This window comes from Dactylosporangium darangshiense (assembly GCF_039537565.1).
Taxonomy (GTDB): domain Bacteria; phylum Actinomycetota; class Actinomycetes; order Mycobacteriales; family Micromonosporaceae; genus Dactylosporangium; species Dactylosporangium darangshiense.
In genome coordinates this window covers 32,719-56,515 of record NZ_BAABAT010000035.1, presented here as the reverse complement: position 1 = coordinate 56,515, position 23,797 = coordinate 32,719, and the positions used below count along the sequence as shown (strand labels likewise).

17 protein-coding genes and 1 riboswitch are annotated in these 23,797 nt (G+C 74.9%); of the genes, 11 read left to right on the top strand and 6 right to left on the bottom strand.

The genetic code is table 11. The features are described 5' to 3' along the window. Window positions 1-81: 81 nt before the first annotated feature. Window positions 82-1,449 carry a CoA transferase gene (locus ABD901_RS41785; protein ID WP_345136269.1) on the bottom strand — a complete coding sequence of 456 codons (1,368 nt, stop codon included), beginning with the start codon at window positions 1,447-1,449 and terminating at the stop codon, window positions 82-84. 74 nt (window positions 1,450-1,523) lie between these two features. Between ABD901_RS41785 and ABD901_RS41780 the strand changes: the two genes are divergently transcribed. Further along, the gene (locus tag ABD901_RS41780) at window positions 1,524-2,717 is read left to right on the top strand and encodes a hypothetical protein (protein WP_345136268.1); all 1,194 of its coding nucleotides are present in this window, start codon (window positions 1,524-1,526) and stop codon (window positions 2,715-2,717) included. 1,337 nt (window positions 2,718-4,054) lie between these two features. On the opposite strand, the gene ABD901_RS41775 is transcribed toward ABD901_RS41780, so the two are convergent. After that, window positions 4,055-4,993, bottom strand: a complete 939-nt coding sequence (locus ABD901_RS41775; RefSeq protein ID WP_345136267.1) for a GNAT family N-acetyltransferase — start codon at window positions 4,991-4,993, stop codon at window positions 4,055-4,057. Between the two features lie 27 nt (window positions 4,994-5,020). On the opposite strand from ABD901_RS41775, the gene ABD901_RS41770 reads away from it, so the two are divergent. The 6 genes from ABD901_RS41770 to ABD901_RS41745 all read left to right on the top strand — a co-directional run bounded on the left by ABD901_RS41770 (window position 5,021) and on the right by ABD901_RS41745 (window position 13,030). Continuing rightward, window positions 5,021-5,731, top strand: coding sequence for an endonuclease/exonuclease/phosphatase family protein (locus ABD901_RS41770; protein WP_345136266.1), 711 nt, complete (start codon window positions 5,021-5,023; stop codon window positions 5,729-5,731). Further along, a complete protein-coding gene (locus ABD901_RS41765; RefSeq protein ID WP_425556792.1) occupies window positions 5,724-6,215 on the top strand; it encodes an O-acetyl-ADP-ribose deacetylase in 492 nt (163 codons plus the stop codon). The genes ABD901_RS41770 and ABD901_RS41765 overlap by 8 nt, the downstream gene beginning before the upstream one ends. 83 nt (window positions 6,216-6,298) lie before the next feature. Beyond that, window positions 6,299-7,387, top strand: a complete 1,089-nt coding sequence (locus tag ABD901_RS41760) for a VWA domain-containing protein (protein WP_345136265.1) — start codon at window positions 6,299-6,301, stop codon at window positions 7,385-7,387. Further along, window positions 7,384-9,783, top strand: a complete 2,400-nt coding sequence (locus tag ABD901_RS41755; RefSeq protein WP_345136264.1) for a CHAT domain-containing protein — start codon at window positions 7,384-7,386, stop codon at window positions 9,781-9,783. Before ABD901_RS41760 ends, ABD901_RS41755 begins: the two co-directional genes overlap by 4 nt. Before the next feature lie 52 nt (window positions 9,784-9,835). Then, entirely contained in the window at window positions 9,836-11,200 is a 1,365-nt protein-coding gene (locus tag ABD901_RS41750; protein WP_345136262.1) for a hypothetical protein, read from the top strand. Between the two features lie 3 nt (window positions 11,201-11,203). Then, a complete protein-coding gene (locus tag ABD901_RS41745) occupies window positions 11,204-13,030 on the top strand; it encodes a caspase family protein (protein WP_345136260.1) in 1,827 nt (608 codons plus the stop codon). A 15-nt stretch (window positions 13,031-13,045) separates the two neighbouring features. On the opposite strand, the gene ABD901_RS41740 is transcribed toward ABD901_RS41745, so the two are convergent. Together ABD901_RS41740 and ABD901_RS41735 are read right to left on the bottom strand one after the other, a co-directional pair. Continuing rightward, a complete protein-coding gene (locus ABD901_RS41740) occupies window positions 13,046-13,597 on the bottom strand; it encodes a hypothetical protein (protein ID WP_345136258.1) in 552 nt (183 codons plus the stop codon). Beyond that, a complete protein-coding gene (locus ABD901_RS41735) occupies window positions 13,594-13,980 on the bottom strand; it encodes a hypothetical protein (RefSeq protein ID WP_345136256.1) in 387 nt (128 codons plus the stop codon). Before ABD901_RS41735 ends, ABD901_RS41740 begins: the two co-directional genes overlap by 4 nt. Before the next feature lie 181 nt (window positions 13,981-14,161). On the opposite strand from ABD901_RS41735, the gene ABD901_RS41730 reads away from it, so the two are divergent. Genes ABD901_RS41730 through ABD901_RS41720 form a run of 3 tightly spaced genes read left to right on the top strand, consistent with a single transcriptional unit; the run spans window position 14,162 to window position 21,057 of the window. Further along, entirely contained in the window at window positions 14,162-19,150 is a 4,989-nt protein-coding gene (locus tag ABD901_RS41730; RefSeq protein WP_345136254.1) for a hypothetical protein, read from the top strand. 1 nt (window position 19,151) lies between these two features. Next, a complete protein-coding gene (locus ABD901_RS41725; protein WP_345136252.1) occupies window positions 19,152-20,348 on the top strand; it encodes a hypothetical protein in 1,197 nt (398 codons plus the stop codon). Continuing rightward, a complete protein-coding gene (locus ABD901_RS41720; protein WP_345136250.1) occupies window positions 20,329-21,057 on the top strand; it encodes a class I SAM-dependent methyltransferase in 729 nt (242 codons plus the stop codon). Before ABD901_RS41725 ends, ABD901_RS41720 begins: the two co-directional genes overlap by 20 nt. On the opposite strand, the gene ABD901_RS41715 is transcribed toward ABD901_RS41720, so the two are convergent. Beyond that, on the bottom strand, window positions 21,026-22,402 hold the full coding sequence (locus tag ABD901_RS41715) for an MFS transporter (RefSeq protein WP_345136248.1): 1,377 nt from the start codon (window positions 22,400-22,402) through the stop codon (window positions 21,026-21,028). The two genes, ABD901_RS41720 and ABD901_RS41715, sit on opposite strands and share 32 nt — an antisense overlap. Continuing rightward, complete coding sequence (gene wrbA, locus ABD901_RS41710; protein WP_345136246.1) at window positions 22,399-23,010, bottom strand: NAD(P)H:quinone oxidoreductase; 612 nt, start codon at window positions 23,008-23,010, stop codon at window positions 22,399-22,401. The genes ABD901_RS41715 and wrbA overlap by 4 nt, the downstream gene beginning before the upstream one ends. A 76-nt stretch (window positions 23,011-23,086) precedes the next feature. Between wrbA and ABD901_RS41705 the strand changes: the two genes are divergently transcribed. Further along, a complete protein-coding gene (locus ABD901_RS41705; RefSeq protein WP_345136244.1) occupies window positions 23,087-23,530 on the top strand; it encodes a MarR family winged helix-turn-helix transcriptional regulator in 444 nt (147 codons plus the stop codon). A 118-nt stretch (window positions 23,531-23,648) separates the two neighbouring features. Beyond that, window positions 23,649-23,796: riboswitch (cyclic di-AMP (ydaO/yuaA leader) on the top strand. The last annotated feature ends 1 nt before the right edge of the window (window position 23,797 follow it).

The following is a 23,797-nucleotide window of genomic DNA, read 5'->3' as shown; positions in this document are numbered from 1 at the left end:
TGCCTGCGTGGAGCGCGGGTCGAACAGCGTCGTGGCGTGCCCCCGGCCGCGGAGCAGGACCAGACGGGCAACGGCATTCGGCTACGCCCGGTCGCGCCAGGCGGCGGGGGACTGCCCGTACGCCGGCGGCAGGCGGGGCCACGTCAACGGCCGGCCGTCGAGTCGTCCGGGAGGGCCGATGCCGCTCCACCCGTTGCCGAGGTCGACCCGATAGGCGTCCGGCCGCTGCTCGCCGCCGGTATCCCGGTGGGTGGCGTGGATGCCCTGGTCCAGCAGCCACTGCGCGGTCCGGGCGAGTGAGACCGACACGTGCGCGACCTCGCCGGTACGCGCGCGACGGGCCAGCGCGGTCAGGACGCCGGCGGCCAGGAGGTAGCCGGAGGCGTGGTCGAGCAGTTGGCACGGCAGGGCGCCGGGGCGGGTGCCGTCGGCGGTGGCGGCCCAGCCGACACCGGTGGCGATCTGCACGAGGCTGTCGAAGCCGCGGCGCCGGCCCCACTCGCCGGTCGTTCCCCATGCCGAGACCGTGGCCACGACGGTGCCCGGCTGCCGCTCGGCGATCTGGTCCGGGTCGAGACCCAGCCGGCGCAGCGCGCCGGGCCGGTAGCCGGTCACCACCACGTCGGCCTCGGCGGCGAGCCGTTGCAGGGCCTGCCTGCCCTGCTCGGTGCCCGCGTCCAGCGTGGTGCTCGCCTTGCCGATGACGCCGTCGACGGCGTGCAACGGCAGTTCCGGGCGGTTGGGGTCGTCGACGCGCAGCACGTCGGCGCCGAGCGCGCCCAGCATCCGGGTGCCCACCGGCCCGGCGATGACCCGGGTCAGGTCCAGCACCCTCAGGTGTGACATCGGCAGCGGGCCCGGCCGAGGCAGCGGTACCCCGGCGCCGGTCGGCACGACGGAGACCAGCGGCACAGCCTCCGTGCCCGGCCCGTCGGTGTGCCACTGGGCTCGGGTGCGCGCGGCGACGGCGAGCCCGCCGGCCTCGTACGCCAGTCGTTCGACCTCAGCCGCCGCCCTGGCGGCGATCGCATCGGCCAGCCGGGGCCGGACGTCGCCGTCCGGACCGTCGTCCACGCCGAGCGCCGCAAGCAGAGCTTTCCGGTGCCATGGGTAGTTCGCGTGGGTACGCACCCAGCCGTCCGCCGTCGGCCACAGCCGCGACAACGGCGCGAACCCCTCGATGGCCCGCCCCGCCGGATCGCGCAGCAGAACCTCGCTGCGCATCGCCGCCGCCACATGGTCGGTGTCGAGGACGACGTCGGGCCGCCGGCCGCCACGCGCATGAGCCAGCTCCGCCGCGGCGGCGAGACAGCCGGACACGGACGCCACGGCGCAGTCTGCGACGGCGAGCGGCGAGGAGAGCACGGCCGGCCGCGGGTCACCCACGACACGCGGACCGTCCACATCCAGCAGGCCCAGCTCCGCCAACACGGCTGCTCGCACGTTCACCCGTTGATCGTAATGAGCCCGTCGCCACCGGCCGTAGGCTTTCGCCGTGACGAACGGGTGGGACGCTGTCGACGTTGCACGAGACGCCCCCGTCGCCGGACCTGCTGCGCGCGGCGCTGGCCGAACCGTTCCCCGTGCCCGCGGCGGCGGCGTTCGCGTTCGCCAGGGCCGGGCTGCCGATGAGCGCCGATGACCTGCACACGGTGGCGGCGGCGTACGAGCACGGCGAGCCCTGGCGAGGGCCGTGGGACGACGACGTGAAGAGCGATCCGTGGGGTCTCGCGCGGCTCCTCGATGTCGACAGTGTCGCGACGCTGACCGACGCGGCTCCGCCGGCCTTCGACCGGGACGCGTTGGCCATGGTCCGGCGGCGCCTGACCGCGCACTGCGCCACCGGCAGCGAGCGGCGCAGCACCAAGTTCAGCGATCCCGGCGCCGCCGCGCCGATCCACCTCATCCAGCTGCTGCACCGGCGGGGACCTGCGGCCGCGGACGGGGTGCCCGAGATCGTCGCGGCGTACGAGCTCGCCAGTGGCGTGGCGGCGGGCGCGCTCGCGGCGATCGGACCGGCCGCGCTTTCGGCCGTGCCCGCGCTGCACGACCGCGCCGCCCGCGGCGACATCCGAGCCGCTCATGCGATCTGGCGCCTCACCGGCGACGCCGCCCCTCTGCTCGGCGCCGTCACCACCTACGGTTCGCGGCGCCGTCGCGGCTTGGCCTGGGACTTCCGGCTGGCCGCCGAGGCGGGGCAAGACCTGGCGCCATTGGTACCGCAGCTGCGCGCCTGGTCGGCCGACCCGACGATCGCCGACGCCGCGGACCGGGTAGCACTCGCCGAGATGCTGTGGCGCGCAACGGACGACCCGGTGGAAGCGCTGCCGACCGTGTCCGACGTCCTCGACGGCAACCCTGCACGGCGCCGCCGCGGCCGCCCGCCTCGCCGCGTCCCTGCCACTCGCCGGCACCGACCTCGCCCCCGGCCTGTGGCGCCTGCTCACCGACGGCAGCCGATGGAGCAGGCCGGACGCGGCGCTGCCCTGTGGCGGCTTGGCACGCCCGTCCAGGACCTGGTCACGCCGATACTGACGGCCATCGCGCAGTCCGACCAACCCGACGCCATGACACTCCTCGTCGACATGCACGCCGTCGCCGCCGTTCCCGACCTCGTCGCACTGGCCGAACGCGACGAGCGCGTGGTCCGCAACGGCACGACCACCAACTACGGCAGCGACATGTCCTGGCGCGACGCGCTTCGGGATGAGCGGTAGCGGACACGATCGCTCGCTGGCCAACGCGCCGGCCCGCGGCACGTGCGGCAGCGCATCGAGGATGCGGCGACCGCGGGCCCCTGCGCACTCGGCGACATCGTCGCCGCAGCGCTGCATCTCACCCACGTCGAATACCGCTACCTACTGCAATCTTGTTGAGAACACATCAATGAGTTGTCGCGTGTTGCCCGTTTCGGGTTGACGTGCGTCACGGCGGTTCAGGGCGGCGGGGTCGGCAAGGTTCTGGGACAATCAATGCATGCGGCAGCTCGAATTGTTCAGCAGGATCGAACTGGCCGCCATGCGCGACCGAACCAGGTCGTGGAGCTATTCTCCGCGGGGTGAGCAGTTCCGCCGCGAACATGAACGGCATTGAACCTGGGGCTTGGTCCGGCGACACGCCGAACGACTTCGCCGCGCACATGGCGCCGCCTCGTCGGTGACCCCCGGCGGCGAACAGCAGGAACGTGCAGGAGACGGGCCGGTCCCGTCCCCGGCGCCGCAGGCCCCGCCTCCACAGCTGGCTGCGCTGCCCGAGCCCGAGTTGGGCGCCGTGCCTGAGCTGGGCGTCGTGCCTGAGCCGACTGCGGTGCCCGAGCCGGCCGACGGAGCGGCGAGCGGCTGCAGCCCGAACGACCACGATTCCGCACCGCGCCAGAATTGCCGCAACAACAGCATCTGCCAACTCGGGAATTCGCGGCCGCCGGGGCATATCCGACCGCCATCGAATATGTCGCGCGCGGTCGGATGGTATGTTCGCCGGTGCCGGCGGATGACGACATTCGTCGCTCACATCCGCCAATATGCGAACGGTCCACCGCGGCTCGCGACGTGACGGCCTCCGCCGCCCGCCTCCTGGCATGCGCTCGTCAGCGGCGGCGGAACTCGGGCGTACGCGGACTGCATGACACCGTTGAAGCGCTGCAGCTCCTCCTGGGTCGGCTCGCCGTTGAGGTGGACCTGGAGGTGGAAGCCGCCGTCCGCGACCGACCGTGACGTCCAGGCGGGCGAGCAGATCCGCCGGCAGGTGGGCCATGACGCAGGACGCGCAGGTCGGGGAAGACCGCGGCGCCGCCCGAGCCGTAGGCCGGCACGATCGCGGCGCGCAGGGCCAGCGCGTCGGCGACATGCTCGTGGCGGTTGCGCCACAGGTTGCCGACGGCCTCCTCGACGACGTGACGGGCCTGGGCGGCGTCGCCGCGGCGCAGCAGGAGCTCGGCCAAGGGGATCAGGCCGAAGGCGTAGCCGGGGTGGGTGCGGCGGTAGAAGGCGAGGCGGTCGTCTTGCGGAACTCCTGGTCGGCGCCGGGGGCGACGGAGACCGCGTGCTCGGCGATGCTACGACACGGCCCTGGTGTAGGCGACGAGGTGCTGGTCGATCTTGAAGCCGGCGCGGAGGTAGACCGCGGCGGCGCCGGTCGGGTTGTCGGCGTCGGCGTCGAGTGCGGCGGCCGTGTAGCCGGGCCCGGCGGCCGCGGCGAGCATGTCGGCGAGGAGTGCTCCGGCGACACCGCGGCGGCGCCAGGACTCGGCGGTGCCGATCTGGCCGACGTACAGGCGGCCGGGCTCGTCCTGACTGTAGGGCAGGACGTAGCCGACGATCGCGTCGCCGGCGAACGCGACCCGCGCCAGGTCGGGCAGAAACCGTTCGGAGCGCACGGTCTGCGCCGCCCACGGCTCGAAGGCGCGCTCCTGGTGGCCCCACAACCCGCGGAAGGCCGACGAGTGCAGGGCGTGCACGTCGCGTTCGAGGCTTTGGGTGTACCGCATGAGCCGCACCCCCTCGGGAACCGCCGCACCGGAGGCGGGCGGGACCGGCGCGACCATCTTCAGGAAGTAGCGCGCAGGTGCGAAGCCCAGCCGCTCGTAGAGCCGGATCGCCGACGCGTCCGGGACGCCGGTCACGACCTGGCCCGTCCACGCAGAGTCCGGCGCGACCTCGGCGCGCAGCGACGCGGCGCGCTCCAGCTGCCAGGCCAGCAGCGCCCGGCCGATCCCGGCGCCGCGCCGCTCGGGCAGCACGCCGCCGATCAGCTCGAGGCGGTATCCGCCGTCGGGCGGCGCGGGCACGAACGCGGCGGCGGCCAGGCGGCCGTCGGCGTCGACGACGAGCCGGGTGTCCGTCGCCGGGTCCCGGATCTCGTGCTCGACCAGTTCCTCGATCTCGGCGGCGGAGTGGTCGGCGCGCACGCCGCCCGCCGCGAACACGGCGTTGACCAGGGCGGCGACCGCGCCGGCGTCGGCGGCCTCGTAGGCGCGTATTCGGAGTCCATCCATCCGTACCACCGTATAGGGTCGGTTGACGTGATCACCGTGGCGACGTGGAACGTCCTGCACCGCGTGCACGCCGAGAACTGGGGCGAGGAGGCGGTGGCGCGCTGGCCCGACGAGGCGGCGCGGATCGCCGCCGTCGCCGCACATCTGGCCGGGCGGACCGAGCGGGCGGTCGCGTTGCAGGAGGTCAGCGGCGACCAGCTCGCCGCGCTGCGCCGCGAGTTGCCGGAGCGCTCGATCCACGCGCTGCGCTACCCTCGGGTGCCCCGGCCGCACAACGGGGCGAGCATCCTCGCGGACCCGGACGAGTACCTCGTGCTGCTCGTCGATGGCGATGCCGAACCGGTCGCCGCCGAGGCGTTCCCCGACGACCCGGGCAAGGGGCTGCTCGCCGTCGCGATGGACGGCGTGCTCGTGGTCGCCACCCATGTGAGCCACGGCGCCGCCCGGCCCGCGCAGCTGGCCCGGCTGGGCGACCTCGCCCGCGGCGCCGGCGGGCCGGCGGTGCTGCTCGGCGACTTCAACGCCGACGGTGGCACGGTCGCCGCCGGACTCGGGCCGGGCTTTGCCGTCGCCGTCCTTCCTGAGGGCGCGCCGCCGACCCGGCCGGGCGGGCGGACGCCGAACATCGACCACGTCGTCGTGTACTGCGCCCGCGCGGGCGCGGCGAGCGTCGAGGACGCCGGCGGCCTGTCCGACCACAACGTCGTGCGGGGGAGCCTGGAGAGCGCCGATGCCTAGTCTGAACATCGAGGTGGTCACCGGCGACATCACCACGCAGCAGGTCGACGCGATCGTCAACGCCGCCAACACCTCCCTGCTCGGCGGCGGTGGCGTCGACGGTGCGATCCACCGCAAGGGCGGCCCGGCCATCCTCGAGGCGTGCCGCGCCCTGCGCGCGAGCCACTACGGCCGCGGCCTGCCGGTGGGCCAGGCCGTCGCGACCACCGCAGGCCGGCTGCCGGCCCGGTGGGTGATCCACACGGTCGGGCCGGTGTACAGCGCCACCGAGGACCGCTCGCCGGTGCTGCGCGGCTGCTACACCAACGCGCTGCGGGTCGCCGATGAGCTCGGCGCCCGCTCGATCGCCTTCCCGCTGATCTCGTCAGGGCTGTACCGCTGGCCGAAGGACGACGCGATCGCACAGGCCCTCGCCGCCCTGGGCGCCGCGTCCCCGGCCACCGTCGAGGTCGCTCGGCTGGTGCTCTTCGACGCCGGCGCCTGATCCGAACCGTCCCGCCCACGCCCTCGCCGGGCGGTTTGTCCGTCAGAGGGAAGATGGACGGGACGCCGGAGCGGGGAGCGCCGATGGATGCAGTGCTGAGCGAGGAACTGGTCGACTTCGCCCGCCGGTTGCGGGCGGCCGGGATGCGCGTCGAGCCGCCGCGGCTGGCGGCCGCCGCCGAGGCGCTGGGCCTGCGGCCGTGGGCGGGCGAACCGGACCCGTACTGGGCGCTGCGGCTCACGCTGTGCGGGCGGCGCAGCGACCTGGACGTCTTCGACGCCGTCTACCACGGCGGGTACGCCGCCCCGGACGAGCACCCTGCGGCGGCGGAGCACGGCGAGGACGGCGAAGCGGACGAGGGCGAGGCGCCGGCCGCCCGCGACCCGGAGACGCCGACCGCGGGCGCCGCCGGCGCCGACTACGTCGCCGAGCTCGCCACGCGTGCCCTGCACACGCTGGACGACGCCGAGCGCGCCGCCGTCGCCGCCCTCATCGCCCGCCTTGCGCCCGCCGCACGGGCTCGCCCCGCGCCGCACCGGGTGCCCGCCCGCGCTGGGCGCGTCGACCGCGGCCGCACCGTGCGGCTCATGATCCGCAGCGGCGGCGAGATCGTCCGGCTGCCGCGCAGTCGCCGCGGCCGCACTCCCCGGCGGCTGCTGTTCCTCATCGACGTCAGCCTGTCGATGTCCGCGTACGCCGATGCGCTGCTGCTCTTCGCGCACGCCGCCGTCGCCGCCGGGCCGCGCAGCACCGAGGTGTTCGTCGTCGGCACCGGCTGGACCCGGGTGACGGCCGCGCTGCGGGCCCGCGACCCGCAGGCGGCGATGCGCTCGATCGCCGCCGTCGAGGCCGACTGGGACCAGGGCACCCGGCTCGGGCACTCCCTCGAGTCGTTCCTGCGGCGCTACGCGGGCCACCGCACCGCCCGTGCGGCGGTCGTCGTCATCGGCTCCGACGGCCAGGACGAGGACAGCGACCCCGGCCGGATGCCGCGCCAGGTCGCCCGGCTGTCTCGGGTCGCGCACCGGATCGTGTGGGTCCTGCCCGCGGCGCGGCGCAGCGGGTACCGCCCGAGGCGCCCCCTGCGCGAGAGCCTGCGCCACGCCGACGAGCGGTTCACCGGCCACACCCTCGAGCAGCTGCGCGGGCTGGCGGAGGCGATCGCCCGATGAGCGAGCCGGGATTCGCCACCGAGGAGGTCCGCCGCGTCGTCGCCCGCGACGACCTGCTGACCATGGCCGCGGCCGCCGACGAGGCGGTCAGCATCGTCGGCAACCAGGTGGCCCTGGCCCGGCGGACCAAGGACGACCCCAGCCTCTACGTCATCGCCCTCGAGCGCTACCTCGCCGTCGCCCGCGGCGGCCGGCTGTGGTCGGCGCGCGCCCAGGCGTGGGACAGCGCCGCCGTCATCGTCCGCTTCGGCGAGATGGTCGACATGCGCCCCGACTGCGCCGAGACGCCGGAGCAGATGCACGCCAACGCCCTGGCCGAGCTCGCGCCCGGCGCCGGCTCGCGGCTCGACAAGGACCTCGCGCTCGGCGTGATCGGCCGATACCACGCGGCACGCAACCTGCGACTGGCCGGGGACTTCGACGGGGCCCTCGACCTGGTCATGCGGCCCCGCACCGACCTGTACGGCACCGGCGCCGAGCCGCACATGGCGCACTACCTCTTCGAGCGCGGCGCCGGCCTGCTCGCGCAGGGGCAGGCCGACCAGGTCGCCGACGCGCTGCTGGAGTGGGTCGGCTACTGGGAGCGGACCCGGGCCCGTGGCTACTCCACGCGGTACCGCTTCGACTTCCTGCGCGCGCTCGTCTACTGGGAGAGCGAGGAGCACGGCGAAGGGGAGGTGCGCGAGCAGCTCGACGCCGCGCTGGGGCGCCTGCGCGACGGAGCGCCGGTGCCGGTGCTCACCGCGGCCGGCGACCTGCGCGAGTCCGCAACCGACCACGGCGTGCGCGAGCTGTCCGTCGCGCTGACCAAGGCCGAGTTCCTCGCCGCCACCGCCCGGAGCGACGCGGCGCGGCAGGAGGCGGCGGGGCTCGGCCGGTGGGCGCTGGGCATCGCCAACCGGGTCCGCGGCCGGATGCGCGTGATCGCGCGGTCCCGGGCGCCGCTGGCCGCGGCGTTCCGGCGGCTGTACGGCGACATCGCCCTGCTCGCCGACCGGCTGGCCGCCGCCGGCACCCCCGGCGCCGCCGAGCTCGGCCTCGAGGTCGCCCTCGCGGCGAAGCAGACCGGCTTCGCCGCCCGCATCCGGGCCGACCGCGGCCTGATGAACGGCTACGTGCAGGGCGTGCTCGACGAGATCGTCGAGATCGAGAACCGGCTGGACGCCGGCGCCGACTTCGCCAGCACGCCGCACCAGCGCGCCGAGCGCCTCGACCAGCTGCACTTCAAGCTCGGCGACAAGGTGTCGGCGATGCTCGCCGAGACCGTGCTGCCCTCGCCGGTCAACCTCGCCGACCTGACCGGGGCGCTCGGGCAGCGGTACGCGCTGGACTACCTCGAGCTGCCGGACTCGCTGGGCGGGCGCCCGGCGCTGTACCGCTCGCTGCTGCGGCCCGGCCGCCCCGCCGTCTTCGAGCGCTTCGAGCCCGCACCCGCCGTCGCCGAGTTCTTCGCCGACCACCGCGCCGCCCGGGACCTGGTCGACGGCGTCGGGCGCGACACCCGGGTGCGCCGCTCCGGCGGCGCGCGGGCCGCCCGGCCGACCTGGCGGTCGATGGCGGGCCTGCTGCCGGCGGCGCTGCGCGACGAGCTGGCCGCCGGGCGCGACGAGCCCGTCCCGCTCGTCGTCTCGGCACACTCCTGGCTGAGCCTGGTCCCGTGGGCCGCCGTCACGCTGGAGGACGGCGCCCGGCTCGTCGAGCGGGCCCTGATCACGCAGACGCCGGTGCTGACCTGCCTCACCACCCCCGGCGCGCCGCCGGTCGCCGGCCGGGCGCTGGTGCGGCTCGTCGGCACCGACGCGCCCGGCGAGCACGGCGTCGACGTCGCCGAGGAGCGCACGGCCTGGGGCCTGCCCGCCGGCCCGGCCGGCGTGCCGCTGAGCGCCGCGCAGGTTCGCTCCGCCGAGGCGCCCGAGCGGCTGGCCGACACGCCCCGGCTCGCCGACGTCCTCACCGGCCGCGGGGCCTGGGCGTTCCTGCACGTCGCCTCACACGGCGGCCGCGGTGTCGGCCAGGAGGCGGGCGGCGACCACGACGGGCTGCGCCAGGAGCTGCGCCTGCCCGAGCAGCGGCTGACCGCGGCCCGGGCGCTGAGCCTGCACTGGCCGACGTCGGTGCTGATGGCCTCCTGCCACGTCGGGCAGGTCGTCAACGCCCGCGACGCCGAGCCGCTGAACTTCGTCATGGCCGTGCTCACCGGCGGAGCCGAATGCGTCGTCGCCGGCATGGCGGCCATCGGCGACCGCGAGACCGGCAACGTCGCGCGGGACATGGTCAACGCAATCCGGGGCGCGGGGCGTCCGCTCGACGAGGCGCTGCGGGCCGCGCAGCTCGCCGCGATCGCGCGCGACGCCGACGAGGCAGGGTGGGCGCTGCTCGCCGCCTACGTGCGGTGAGCCCGGAGCCGTCCGTCAGAACCTAGCGGGGCCGAGAGAGGGGCAAAGGACGATGGGACTGAGCGCGCAGCAGATCGGCGGGCTTGCCGAGGGCGTGCGCCGGCGCACGCAGGCGATCGACGACGAGCTCGTGACCGCGATCGAGCGCGAGGTCGTGGCGTATCGCGACGTGCTGGAGCGGGCGCCGGCGCAGCGGCCGGCGGCCGAGCTGGTCGAGCCGCTGCGGATGATCGGCTGGCTGATCTACGAGGCGTCCATGGGGCTGCTGTGGGACATCGCGCCCGCCTTCGAGTCCCTCGACGGCGACAAGGGCGAGCAGTCCCGCGCCGACGCCGCGCTGGTCGTGCGGCTCGCCGACGCGGCACGGCAGCTGCCGTGGCCGGAGTTCGCGCCGCGGGCGCTCGGCGCGATCCGGGCGCACGCGCTGGTGGAGTCCAAGCGCGACACCGAGCTCGGCTTCGACGCCGCCTACATCTTCCACCAGGAGGCGCGCACCAAGCAGCAGAGCTTCGCCGACAGCCACGGCGACGAGCCCGACCGGGACCAGTACGTCCTGGACCTGCAGGAGGTGCTGCTGCAGCTGGCCCTGGCCGAGACCGGGACCGCCTGCCGCACCGCCGAGCGGGTCCTCGGGCTGTGGGTGGAGGAGCTGGACAAGGACCCGCGGGAGGCCGCCTGGACCGACGACGAGAGCGGCCAGTGGACCAAGCGCATGTTCCGGCAGCTGTACGACGGGGTCTCGATCGGCGAGCGCGCGCTGAGCGTCGCCGAGGAGATCGAGCGCGAGCACGGCTTCACCTACGAGGTCACCGCCGACCGGCTCGCCATGCCGACCGCCTACCGCAACCCGGCGATCATGACCAGCCGGGCGCTGCTGCTGGTGTACTCCATGTGCCCCGAGATGGAGGAGCTCGGCGAGGACCCGATCGGCGCCGACAGCTGGGCGAAGTTCCGCGAGAACCTGATCGCGCGGTTCGACCGGGCCTTCGAGTACCTGCGCCGCACGGTCCTGCGGGCCGACGGCAGCGACTGGGGTCTGCTGTTCGACCACCTCCGCTCGATGGTCCAGCTGTGCCTGCACCTGGCCCTGCTCATCCCCAACCACCGGCTCTCCAGCGAGCTCGTCGTCGACGGCGAGCTGACGCTGCACCTGCTCGACGACGACGCGGTCGAGGCGATCTCGGCGTGGCTGGCCGCCGACGGGGCGGACGGCAGGCAGCGCGGCGACGCCAACATCATCGGCACCGCCTCCAAGCCGAGCTTCATCGCCTCCGTCGAGGCGTGCCGGACCGACGGCGGCACCGCCGCCGACTACCGCGTGTGGCGGCGCCGCTGGTTCGTGCTCGACCGCTATGCCGGCACCGAGGGGCGCGCCGAGCGGATGACGCCCATCCTCGGCGGCCGGCCCGGGCAGTGACCCATGGGCACCATCTACGCCCTCATGGTGGGCATCGACCGGTACGACAACCCGAAGATCCCCGACCTGCTCGGCTGCCGCAACGATGTGCTGGCCGCGACCGAGGTGCTGCGGCGGCGCGCCGCCGCCGGCACCGAGGTGCGGGACGTGACCCTGCTCGACGGCGAGGCGACCGGCGCCGCGATCGTCGAGGGATTCCGCACCCACCTGGCGCAGGCGGGCCCCGGCGACGTCGCGCTGTTCTGGTTCAGCGGGCACGGCTCGACGCACCCGGTGCCGGAGGCGTACTGGCACCTGGAGCCCGACGGGCGAATGGAGACGCTGGTGTGCGCCGACAGCCGCGTCGACGGGCGGCCCGAGCTGCTGGACAAGGAGCTCGCGCTGCTGCTCGACGACGTCTGCGAGGGCGGCGCGCACGTCGTCGCCGTGCTCGACAGCTGCCACTCCGGCGGCGCCATGCGCCGCGAGTACCGGGTCCGCTCCGCCGACCCGGCCGGCGAGCCCTTCGAGTGCCACCTGGTGCCGGACCTCGCCGAGCGCTACGCCGGCGGCGCGCCCGCCGCGCGCCACGTCACCCTCGCCGCGTGCCAGAAGCAGGAGCTGGCCGCCGAAGAGGAGCTCGACGACGTTCACCACGGCCGGTTCACGTGGGCGCTGCTGCGCGCCCTGCGCCGGGCCGGGCCTGAAACCACCTACCGGGAGCTGCTCGCGGTCGCCCAGGGCGAGGTCGAGCGCCGCTCGGCCACCCAGCGCCCGCTGGTCTTCCCGCCCGGCACCGGCCCCGCCGACCGCCGGCTGCTCGGCGGCGAGGCGATCGGCGACCCGCCGACGACCCTCATGCGCTACGGACGCGACGGCTGGGAGGTCAACGCCGGCGCGGCGCACGGCGTCGAGGCGGGCCCGGCGCGCTTCGCGGTCGGCGGGCCGGACCCGGCGGGCAACGTCGACGTGACGCGGGCCGAGGCCGGGCGCAGCCTGGTCGCGCCGGTCGGCTGGGTGCCCGACACCGGCCGGGTGTACGCCGTCGAGCTCCGCCGCCCGTCGCGGCCCACCCTGTTCGGGCTCGCCGCCGGCCTGGCGCCCGGCCTGGCCGCCTCGCTGCGCGCGGCCGTCGCCGCCGGCGACCCGCACGTGCGCATCGTCGCCGACGCCGAGGACGCGGAGCTGCTCATCGGCCCGGCGCACCGCGGCGTCCGGCTCACGACCGGCAACCGGGAGGTCATCGCGGACGTCCCGTTGCCGCCGACCGTGGCCGACCTGCGCCACGTCGCCCGCTGGTGGCGCATCCGCAGCCTGCGCAACCGCGACTCGGGCATCGCCGGGGGAGTGCTGCTGGAGGTCGTCGAGCCCCGGTTCGGCGAGGCGATCGTGCCCCGGCAGCGCGCCGCGACCCCGCTCGGCCCGGACGGCGCGCTGCGCCTGGCATACGGGGTGGAGGGCGGCGAGCCCGTGCCGCCCGGGCGCTTCCTGCGGCTGCGCAACACCACGGACCGGCCGTTGTACTGCGTGCTGCTGGACCTCACCGAGCGGTTCAAGATCGACGGGGAGCTGTTCCGCTCCGGCCGCATCGAGCCGGGCGACACGGCCGCGGCCCACGACGGGCAGATCGTCGACTTCTTCCTGCCGGCCGACCTCGAGGACCGCCCCGGCTCGACGTACCGCGACTGGCTGATGCTCATCGTCTCCACCGACGAGCTCGACGCGCGCCCCTACGAGCTGCCCGCCCTGGACCAGTCGCGCCGCGAGATCGAGCCCGAGGACGGTCACGACGCGCTCACCGGCGACTGGTGGACCAGCGTCCTGGAGGTCGTGACCGCCGGCCCGCAGTAGCCCGCAACGCGGGCCCTACACCCTGCTGCTCGGGCTGGGCAGTCCGAGCAGCAGCTCGTGCATCCGGCAGCGCAGCCCGAAGACCGCCACGACGAACAGGGCCGTCAGCGCCAGGCGGGCCAGCAGCAGCGGGATCATCCACTCCAGCCGCAGCTCGAACCAGTGCCCGTCGACCAGGCCGGCGTGCGGCAGCGCAAACCCGGCCGCCACCGTGGCCGCGATCCCGATCCGCCACGCCACGACCGCGCGTGTCGTGAGCACCGGCCCCGGGTCGGCGCCCCGGCTGCGCACCAGCGCGGTGCACAGGAAGTACCACACCCCGGCGAAGAGCAGGTGGCCGTAGAACAGGAACGTCTCGTAGCCGCCGAGGCGCTGGCCGAGCTGAAGGCCGCCCAGCGGCGGCGACGGCAGCGCCGGGATGATGCGCAGCAGCGCGACCACGTCCGCGACGGCGACGAACGCAAAGATCGCGGCCGTCGCGAGCACGAACCACATGGCCGCCTCGAGCCGCGCGGCGACGCCGCCCGCCGCGTGCCGGAAGGCCGGCGGCGGCGCGGCGGTCGTCATGCCCACCACCCGTTCGCCTTGACCGCGAGCCGGTTCGCGGCGGCGAGGTTGTCGGTCAGCACCGCCCAGCCGTCCCCGGCCACGACCTTCTCGGTGCCAAGGGAGACCGCGACCTCGGTGTGCATCTTGCCGATCCAGCCGTCGCGCTGCCGCCCGTCGTCGAAGGTCACGATGGTCAGGCGCTTGTGGTCGAGCTGGCAAGCCGCGCTCTCCCGCACGCCCGGATCGGGGTGCAACCTGTCGACGGTGGCGCAGCCGGCGGCCGCGGCCACCTGGGCCGCGGTGAGCGGCCCCGGCGCGAACGCGGCCTGCGCCGCCCACCCGCCGAGGCCGGCGACCAGCAGGGCGCCGGCGATCACGAGCTCGGTCTTGATCGAGATCACGCGCCGCACTGTAGCGACCCCCGTTGCGGGCCGCCACCCCGTTGGCCGGGGCACAGCCGGACCCGGTGGGACGTCCGACGCGACCGGGTCGGACGTCCGCCGATGCCGGTGGCCGTTCGGCCCGGGCGGGCAATGCTTCCGTCGATGCCCGCGGCGGCCGCGGAACCAATAGCGTTGGTGGATGGAACCGGTCGACTTGGACGAGCCCTCCGCCCGGCGCCGGGAGGCGCTGCACGCCCTGCGCCGGCGAATCGACGAACTCGACACGGGCCAGCCGGCGGTCCGGCTGGCGCTGGCCACCGCCGAGCGGCGCGTCACCGCGGGCGAGCCGGCGGCCGGGTTGCTCGACGAGCCGGTGCGCTGGTTCGCCGCCGTCCGGTCGCTGCTCGACGGCGTCGCCGAGGGCACCGGCGCGGTGTGCGGCAGCCTCGGGGAGGCCCGCGCCGCGTTGGACGCCGCCGAGCACGACCTGCTGCAGCAGGAGGCGCGGCGACGCGCCGAGGCCGACCGCGAGCGGCGCCGGCAGGAGATCCTCGAGGAGGCCCGGCGCCGCCTGAGCGAACTCGGCGACGACGACCCCGACGAGGCGATCCGCGTCGCCGGCTTGACCCCGCCGCCCGCTGCCGCCGCTGCGCCGCCCGTGCCGGTCACGCCGCCTGCCGCGGCCGTTGCGCTGCCCGCAATTGCCGTCGCGCCGCCCGTTGTGGTTGCGCCGCCTGTCCTCGAGGCGCTGACACAGCCACAGCCACAGCCCCAGCCGGAGCCGGTGGCGCCGGCGGCGGCCGGCGAGGCCGCAGCGGAGATGCCGGCGCACGACTCCGGCGTGTGGCCGGTCGTGATCGCCGAACTCATCGACCGCGGGCGCGAGGACCTCGCGTGGCTGACCGCCGAGGCCGACGACCAGTCCCGCGCCCGGCAGCGCGCGCTCGCGTTCTTCGCCGGCGCGATGCGCTGCGACCCCGACAGCCTCGAGGGCTCGCTGCCCGACGTGCTGCCCGAGGAGGTACCGGACGGCATGGACGAGGCCGCCGTGCTCCTCGCCGCGTGCCTGCGCTTCGGCCTCGACGCCGGATACTCGCCGGTCGGCCTGCCGCGGCTCGTCGAGCGCGCCGACATCCAGCATCCGCCGCTGCGCGCGGTGGTCGCCGTCGCGGTGGACGCGGTCAACCACGGCGGCCGGCGCACCTTCGCCGACGAGGGCGGCTACGACGACCTGCTGAAGCGGTGGGCGGCCCTGGGGCCGCAGGCGCAGTCGCTCAAGGACCGGCTCAGCGCGGCCAACGTGGTGTTCCCCCGCGCCAGCAACGTCCTGCACTACCTCGTCCGCGACAACGAGCGGCTCGGCCGGGCGCTCGTCGACGTCGCCGACCTCGCCGCCGCCGGGCCGTCGGCGGTCACCGGCGCCGACCCGCGCCTGGACGGCATCAAGGACGTCGCGCACATCCTGGGCAACGCGGCGACCGTCAACGCCCTCATCACCGCCGCCGACCACGCGCTGAGCTCGCCGACGCAGCTGCGCAAGCCGATCCAGGCCAAGGCGCGCACCCGGCTGCTGCAGATGGTCGACGAGGTCCGCGCCGTGCTCGCCGAGGCGCTCGCGGTCGCGGCCAAGCTGCGCCAGGCCCGCCGCCCCGAGGAACTGTTCGACATGGACGCGCTGCGGCGGGCGGGGGAGAGCTACGAGCCGCCGGCGGCGCCGCGCACGGTCGGGGAGACCGCGCTGCACCGGCTGGCGCTGTGGATCCGCCAGGAGCCCGGGCCGGCGGGGCCACGGACGCTGCGGGAGGTGCGGCGGGAGGCGCTGCGGCTGGTGTACGAGGTCGAGCGCGACGCTGCCGGCGACCCGACGCTGCGGCTGCGCCCGCACCACCTCGACGGCGCGCTGCACGGGCGGACCGTCATCGAGGCGGTCGGCGGGTTCCTCGACCGCGGCAACGTCCGCGCCGCCCGCGAGCTGCTCGGCGAGGAGGAGTCCGACGCCGTCGAGCGGCGCGCCGAGGCGCTCGGCCGCGAGCACGTCACCGCCGTCAAGGCCGCCGACGTGTCGATCGCGAAGCTGCGCTCCCTCGGCCTGGACGAGCTGGCGCGCGAGCTGGAGAGCGAGCTCGACGACTGGCGCGTCGCGCCGGTCGACCGCTACGACCTGGCCCGGGCGCCGCTGGCCGGCGTCACCGCGCGGGCCACGGAGGCATTGACCGCGTACCGGGCGGAGCTGGAGGGCCGGCTCGCCGCGCTGACGGCGCCGCGCGACGACATCGAGCGGGTCCGGCGGGTGCTGGACCGCAACGACGAGGTCACGGCCGAGGAGTTCATCACCAAGCTCAAGAGCGGCGAGGCGCTGCCCGAGGCGGTGTCCGTCGGCCGGCGCGGCGACTTCGACGAGTTCTTCCCCGCCGTGGTCGAGCACGCCGCCGAGGCCGCCGCGAAGGCCGGGCCGCACGAGCACCCGGAGGAGGCCGCGCTGCAGAGCGTCATCGACCGCTTCGGCGGGCGGCAGCCGACCGTGGGCAGCCTCCGCGAAGGGCTCAGCGCGTGGAAGCACCTCTATCAGCTGTACTACACCAGGAAGCGCGAGCGGGGCGAGAAGGGCGAGGTCCGCTTCCGCAACGCGCTCGCCGACGTGCTGCGGATGCTCGGCCTCAACCCGGTCAGCGACCACAGCTCCTTCCAGGACGTGACCGACGCGCCGCGGCTGCGCATGGCGGCCTACGAGGTGCGGGCCCGGCCCCTGGACGGTTCCTACGTGCCGCAGCTGGGCACGCAGGCCAACGGCCGCTACACGGTCATCCTGATGTTCGAGCGCTCCACCAGCCCCGGCCGGCTGCTGGACCTGGTGCCCGAGCGCGGGCGCACGTCGGCGAACCTCATCCTGTACTTCGGCATCCTCGACGTCGACCAGCGCCTCAAGCTGCGCCAGCACAGCATCCCCACCTCGGGCAAGGGCTCGCCGACGCTGGTGATCGACGAGGCCGTCATCGGCTGGCTCGCGACCCGGCAGGAGGCCGGCTTCCGGGCCACGCAGGAGGTGACGCTGCCGTTCACCTCCATCAACCCGTACACGCCGTTCGCCGGCGGCGACGTGCCCAGCGAGGTGTTCGTCGGCCGGGAGCGCGAGCGGGAGGCGGTCGAGCGCGCCTCCGGGTCGATGTTCGTCTACGGCGGCCGGCAGCTGGGCAAGTCCGCGCTGCTGCGGCGGATCGAGAAGCTGTACACCGAGCCGCTGGTCCGCGGCCGCACCGGACGGCGGGTGGCGCTGTACCTCGACCTCAAGTCGGAGTCGATCGGCGAGGCCCGCAAGCCCGAGGAGCTGTGGAGCCTGCTGATCCGGCCGCTGAGCCATCTCGGCGTACTGCCGGGCAACCAGGTCAACATGCAGCCCGATCGCGTCTCGCAGCTCATCGCGGAGTGGCTGGACCGCGACGACGCCAACAGCCTGCTCCTGCTGCTCGACGAGGCCGACATGTTCCTGGCCGCCGATGCCGTGCCGGACGAGAACGGCACCGGCCAGTTCCGCACGTTCCAGCGGCTCAAGAACCTCATGGAGCGCTACGGCCGCCGGTTCAAGCCGGTGTTCGCGGGCCTGCACCAGGTCCAGCGCTTCTACGACCTGTCCAACACCCCGGTCGCGCACGGCGGCGCGGACATCCTCATCGGCCCGCTGCGCCCGCTCGAGGTCCGCGATCTCGTCGAACGGCCGATGCGGGCCATCGGCTACGACTTCGAGTCCGACGACCTGGTCTGGCGGATCGCGGCGCTCACCAACTACCAGGCCAGCCTGGTGCAGATCTTCTGCGAGGCGCTCATCGACGACCTGCAGCGCCGGGCGGTACGCCGGCCCGGCCGGATCGTCATCACCAGCGACGACGTCGACGGGGTCTACGCCAACCGGGCCGTGCGCGAGCTCATCGCGCAGCGGTTCCGGTGGACGATCAACCTCGACACGCGGTACCGCGTCATCGCCCTCGTCGTCACGGTCCTCAGCCTGGAGGACGGGCAGCCCGGCAGCACGTTCCCGGTCGACGACCTGCGCACCTACTGCGCCGCGTCGTGGCCCAAAGGCTTCGCCGAGGATGAGCTTCGCAGCAAGGATTTCGTCCGGTACCTCGACGAGATGGTCGGCCTCGGCGTGCTGCACCGAAGCGGCGAGGACTACGGCATCCGCTCGCCCAACGTCGTCGCGCTGCTCGGCACGAAGAAGACCCTCGACCAGGAGCTGCGCGAGGCGTCCACGCACTTCGAGCTGCCGTACGAGTACAACCCGAACATGAGCCGCATGGTGATCGGCAAGGAGTGGGAGCGCTCGCCGCTCACCGACGCCGACCTCGCGGACCTGGTCGGGGAGAAGGAGGACACGGCGCACAACCTGTCCCGGGTGCGCCGCGCCGGCCGGCAGTACAAGGTCGCCGTCGTCACCGGCACGCCCGCGCTCGGCGTCGACCGGGTCTGCGCCGTGCTCGACCGCGTCGCCGGCCAGCAGCAGCTGCACCTGATCCGCACCCCGCTGGCCGACCTGCGCCGCCAGCTCTCCAGCGCCGACACCAACCATCGCCTGCTGCTCGTCGAGGCCGACCACCGCCCCGGCGCCGGCCTGGCCGGCACCCTGGCCGAGATCGCCGGGCTGATCGGCGACCGCGTCATCGTCCGGGTCATCGTCGTGGCCCGCCTGCACACCGCCGAGCCGCTCGAGGTGCCCGCCGGCGATGCGTTCCTGCACGTGCGCCTGGGCCGGTGGTCGATGGACGCCCTGCGCGCCTGGCACGACTTCCCGTTCGAGACGGTGGCGCTGCGGCGCACGGTGCACGAGCTCACGTCGGGCTGGCCGATGTTGCTGGAGCGCGCCGCCGAGCAGGTCAACGGCGGCCGGTCCACCGACGACGTGCTGAGCGGCCTGCGCCACCCGTTCGCCACCGCGGAGCGGGCCCGCCGCTTCCTCGACGACGTCGGCATCGACGAGCACCTGCGCCCACTGGCCCGGTCCTGGGCGGAGAACAGCAGCGAACCCGGCGATCGCCCGCACCTGGTCGCCTTCAGCGTCACCGACCTCGCCCCGATCCTCGGCGACGCCGGCGAGTTCCTGGACCGCATGAAGCTCCTCGACGCAGCCCAGTCCAACGGCGCCGACTGGGTCCTCGACGCCGTCGTCGCCGAGGCCCTCACCGTGGCAGGGTGAGATGGACGGCACGGTGTGGCGGCTGCCGGGCCCCGACCGGCTCGTCGCCCAGGTGACCGGGGAGGTCCAGCGCGGCCGGCACGTCGCCGTGGTCCTCCCCGCACAGCGCGCCGCGGAGCCGTCGTTCGTCGAGGGCCTGCTGTCCGCGATCGTGCACACCCTGCGCGCGTGCGGCGAGGAGCCCCGCCGCCCCCGCCCCTTCGAGCCCGGCCTGTCCCCGCTGCGCTGGCTGGCCCAGTGCCTGGTCTTCGGCGACGAGCTGCCCGCGGTCGTCGGCGACCTGCTCGACCACGAGGACGCCTCCGCCCGCACCGCGGTGCTGGACTGCACCGGCCTCGACGCCCCGCCGCCCGCCGCCATGGCCGACCTGCTGACCCGCCTGACGCTGGCGTCGCGCCCCCGCCCCGCGGCCACCCGCCCGCGCGTGGTCGTCGTCGGCACCCGCGACATGCTCCCGCTGCTGGGCCCGGAGACCGCCGACGTCACCTTCGAGGCCGTCTGGTGGTGGGGCCGCCTGACCCGCTGGGACGTCGCCTGCCGCCTGGCACCCGTCGTCGCCGGCGAGGGCATCCTGCGCGACGTCCGACTGGAGACGATCGTGGAGGTGTCGCGCTGGGATCTCGATCTGGCGCAGTACCTCGTCCGGGCCTGGGACGGCGACCCGCAGACCCTGGCCGCGACCGTCAAGGACGCCGGCCCCGGCGAGCTGGCCCCGCCGATGGTGCTGTCCCATCCGGCGTGGACCGCCCGCCCGCACGGGGACGTCGCCCACCTGTGGGACGGCGGCCACCTCGAGCTGTGGCAGAACGAGCACTGCCCGAGCCCGCACTCCCTGATCCCCACCCTGGACCAGTGCGTCTGGGCGGCACAGTCCCGCGTCCTGCTGCCCTGGATCGAGTCGAAGCGCCAGCTGCTGGTGCAGGCGCTCGTGCAGCGCTTCGGCGAGCCGAAGGTCAACGCCGCGGCGGCCCGCGCCGCCGACGACCCGACCCCGATCGAGGTCGGCCAGCTCTTCTACGTCGTCCGCGCCCTGCCCACGACGGACGCCCCGGCCTGGCGCGAGGCGAGCCGCCAGCTGAAGGCGGCCCGCAACCGCCTGGCCCACCTGCAGACCCTCCCGCTGGACGACCAGGCCCGCCTGGTGGCCGCCTGCGCCCGCCTGGGCCAGGATGTTGGGCATGGCGGGGGCTCGATATGACGGGTACGCGGACTGGTACGACGAGACGTTCCGGCGCTACAGCAACGAGGACGGCTCGGCGGGGCTGCTGGCCGAGCTGCTCGGGCCGCCGGGCGAGGGCGACCCGACCTGCCTGGACATCGGGTGCGGGACCGGCCTGCACTTCGCGGCGGTGCGGGCCCGCGGCTACGACGTGATCGGCGCGGACCTCTCCGCTGACCAGCTGCGCGTCGCCGCCGGCCGCAACCCCAGGGTGGTGCGGGCCGACGCCGCCCGGCTACCGCTGGCGGACGCGTCCGTCGGCGCCGTCACCATGACGTTCATCCACACCGACGTCGACGACTTCGCCGCCGTCGTGGGCGAGGCGGCCCGGGTGCTGCGGCCCGGCGGGCGGCTGGTCTACCTCGGGCTGCACCCGGCGTACGTCGGCGCGTTCGCCGACCGCCTCGACGAGGTCGGCGAACGGCAGCTGCGCCTCGCCGAAGGCTACGGGGAGGAGCGGCTGCGCTTCGATCCCACCGGCCGGTTCCCGATCCGCAGCCGCGTCGGTGCGCGCAACCTCACCCTGACGACCTTCCTCGGCGCGTTCCTGGCCCAGCCCGCGCTGCGGCTGCAGGCATTCGAGGAGCTCGACACCGCGATGCGGCCGTGGCGCCCGGACGGCGGGGACGGGCGGGTGGTGCCGTGGAACATCGCGGTCACCGCCCGGAGCGTGGCACCAGGGCGCTGAGGGCGGCGACGGCCAGTGCCAGCACGGTCGCGGCCAGGAAGACGCGGTCGTAGCCGGCTGCATCGGTCGCGGGGGCGGTACCGGCGACGGCGGCCAGCGCCGCCAGGCCCAGCGAGCCGCCGACCTGGCTCGCGGTGCTGGCCAGGCCGCCGGCGATGCCCGCGTCGGCCTCCGGCGCGCCGGCGGTCGCGGCCGCCATCAGCGTGGGGAACGTCAGCCCGATGCCGACGGCGACCAGCAGGGTCGGGCCGAGGATCGCGGTGAGGTAGGCGCCGTCGGCCCCGGTCCGGGACAGCCAGGCGAAGCCGGCCACGAAGCAGGCACAGCCGGCCAGGACCAAGGGGCGCACGCCCGTGCGCGGCAGCAGGGACGCGGTCAGGCGGGCCGCCACCACGAACGTCACCGCGGCGGGGGTCTGCGCCAGGCCGGAGCGCAGCGGGTCGTAGCCGAGGACGTTCTGCAGGAGCAGCGACGTGAAGTACCACATCGCCATGGCTATGCCCCCGAACAGCAGCAGCATGGCGTTGCCGGCGGCGACGCCACGGATGCCGAGCAGGCGCGGCGGCAGCATCGGGCGGGACGCGACGCGGGCCTCCACGACGGCGAACGCGGCCAGCAGGAGCAGGCCGGCACCCGCGGGGACGAGCACCCGGGCCGACGTCCACGTGTGGTCGGCGCTGCTCATGACGCCGTAGACGAGGGCGGCCAGGCCCGCCGTCGCGGTCGCGGCGCCGGCCAGGTCCAGCGAGTCGCGCTGGGCCGGGCGGTCCGCGAGCGGCGCCAGCAGCGCGGCGGCGATCAGCGTCGCGCCGATCGGCACGTTGATCAGGAACACCCAGCGCCACGACAGGGCGGACGTCAGGGCGCCGCCGGTGATCGCGCCGGCCATGCCGCCGACGCCGCCGGCGGCCGACCAGGCGCCGAAGGCACGGGCGCGGGCGTGCGGATCGGTGAAGGCGGTGTTGATCACCGCGAGGGTGGCGGGGGCCAGCAGCGCCGCGCCCGCGCCCTGCGCGACGCGCGCCGCCACGAGCAGGCCGGGGGCGGTGGCCAGGCCGGCGGCCAGGCTCGCGGCGGAGAACAGGGCCAGACCGGCAGCGAGCATCAGGCGCCGGCCGAACAGGTCGGCGGCGCGGCCGCCGGCGAGCATGAAGCCGGCGAAGGTGAGCAGGTAGCCGTCGACCACCCAGGCCACGCCCGCGGGCGTGAAGCCGAGGTCGCGGCGGATCGACGGCAGGGCGACGTTCACGATGGACGCGTCGAGGATCACCATGAACTGGCCGGCACACGCCAGCGCCAGCACCAGCCCGGCGCGCGTGCGCATGGGCACGTCGGCGGTGATCACGCGGCCGCCAGCAGGCGCGAGGCGATGCTCGCCAGGCGGCGGCCCTGGTAACGCGCGGCGTCCAGCGCCGCGGCGTCGGGGGCGGCGCCGGTCGGGGGGCCGGTGACGAAGGACGTGCCGTAGGGGTTGCCGCCGGCGGCGTACACGGCGGGGTCGGTGAAGCCAGGCGGGACGATCAGGGCGCCCCAGTGGTAGAAGACGTTGGACAGCGACAGGATCGTCGCCTCGCTGCCGCCGTGGCGGTTGATCGCCGACGTGAACGCGGTCACCGGCTTGTCGGCCAGGCGGCCCGCGCGCCACTGCCCGCCGGCCTGATCGATGAACTGCTTGAGCTGCGCGGCCGGCGCGCCGAAGCGGGTCGGCGTGCCGAAGGCGAACGCGTCGGCCCAGGCCAGATCCTCGACCTCGGCCTGCTCGACCGCCGCGGCGGCGTCGGCGTGGCGGCGCCACAGCGGGTTCTCGTCGATGGCGCTGTCCGGCGCCAGCTCGGCGACCCGCCGCAGCCGCACCTCGGCCCCGGCCCCGGCGGCCCCCTCGGCAACTGCGCGGGCCAGCGCATGCACGGTGCCCGTTGCGCTGTAGTAGATAACGGCGACCTTCACGGTCATGTCGGCCCCTCTGCTCGTGTAGAATTTAGTTATGCGCATAATGTTATGCGCATAACGATCCCGTCAAGGAGGGTCCGTGGACTTCGTGCGAGCCGATGCCATCAACCAGGCCATCCGCCTGTTGAGCCTGCGGCACCGGGCGCGTGCCGCCGCGCTGCTGGCACCGCTCGGGCTGCACCCCGGGCAGGAGGCGCTGCTGCTGGAACTCGCGCGGACCGGGCCGATGATCCAGGCGCAGCTTGCCGACGCCCTCGGCTGCGAGCCGCCCAGCGTGACACTCATGATCCGCAAGCTCGAGGCGTCCGGGCACGTCCGCCGGGCGCCCGCGCCGACCGACAGGCGGGCGACCGTCGTGGAGCTCACCGAGGGCGGCGCGGCGCTGGTCGAGCGGGTCAAGGAGGTTTGGTGCGCGCTGGCCGAGGAGACCGTGGCCGGCCTGGATGCATCGGTCGTGGCCGAACTGCCGGGCGCGCTCGCGATCATGACCGGCAATGTCGACGCGCGCTTTAGTTCTCGTTAAGTGTTGCTTAGATACCCCGTCGGGCGGTTTCGTGGTCGAGACCCGGCCGTTACGTTGGGTGCTAGTCCGCCGGCCGTCGTCATCCAGCCCGGGTGGCCCGGGCGGGCGCCGCCGAGTCGTTTGTCGGGCGCCGAGCTGGCGTTCGGTGCATGAGCCGGGGACCCACCGCAGCACGACCCCGGGGTGAATCCGTGACACACGGTAGGGCGCGCCTCCTTCTCGCCCGAACCCGTCAGCTAACCCGGTAGGCGGTCCGCGAAGAAGGAC

Coding starts and splice junctions, on each gene's coding strand:
- ABD901_RS41775 (WP_345136267.1), bottom strand. CDS start 4,993: ATGGATGGACTCCGAATACGCGCCTACGAGGCCGCCGACGCCGGCGCG.
- ABD901_RS41765 (WP_425556792.1), top strand. CDS start 5,724: ATGCCTAGTCTGAACATCGAGGTGGTCACCGGCGACATCACCACGCAG.
- ABD901_RS41760 (WP_345136265.1), top strand. CDS start 6,299: ATGGATGCAGTGCTGAGCGAGGAACTGGTCGACTTCGCCCGCCGGTTG.
- ABD901_RS41755 (WP_345136264.1), top strand. CDS start 7,384: ATGAGCGAGCCGGGATTCGCCACCGAGGAGGTCCGCCGCGTCGTCGCC.
- ABD901_RS41750 (WP_345136262.1), top strand. CDS start 9,836: ATGGGACTGAGCGCGCAGCAGATCGGCGGGCTTGCCGAGGGCGTGCGC.
- ABD901_RS41745 (WP_345136260.1), top strand. CDS start 11,204: ATGGGCACCATCTACGCCCTCATGGTGGGCATCGACCGGTACGACAAC.
- ABD901_RS41740 (WP_345136258.1), bottom strand. CDS start 13,597: ATGACGACCGCCGCGCCGCCGCCGGCCTTCCGGCACGCGGCGGGCGGC.
- ABD901_RS41730 (WP_345136254.1), top strand. CDS start 14,162: ATGGAACCGGTCGACTTGGACGAGCCCTCCGCCCGGCGCCGGGAGGCG.
- ABD901_RS41725 (WP_345136252.1), top strand. CDS start 19,152: ATGGACGGCACGGTGTGGCGGCTGCCGGGCCCCGACCGGCTCGTCGCC.
- ABD901_RS41720 (WP_345136250.1), top strand. CDS start 20,329: ATGGCGGGGGCTCGATATGACGGGTACGCGGACTGGTACGACGAGACG.
- wrbA (WP_345136246.1), bottom strand. CDS start 23,010: ATGACCGTGAAGGTCGCCGTTATCTACTACAGCGCAACGGGCACCGTG.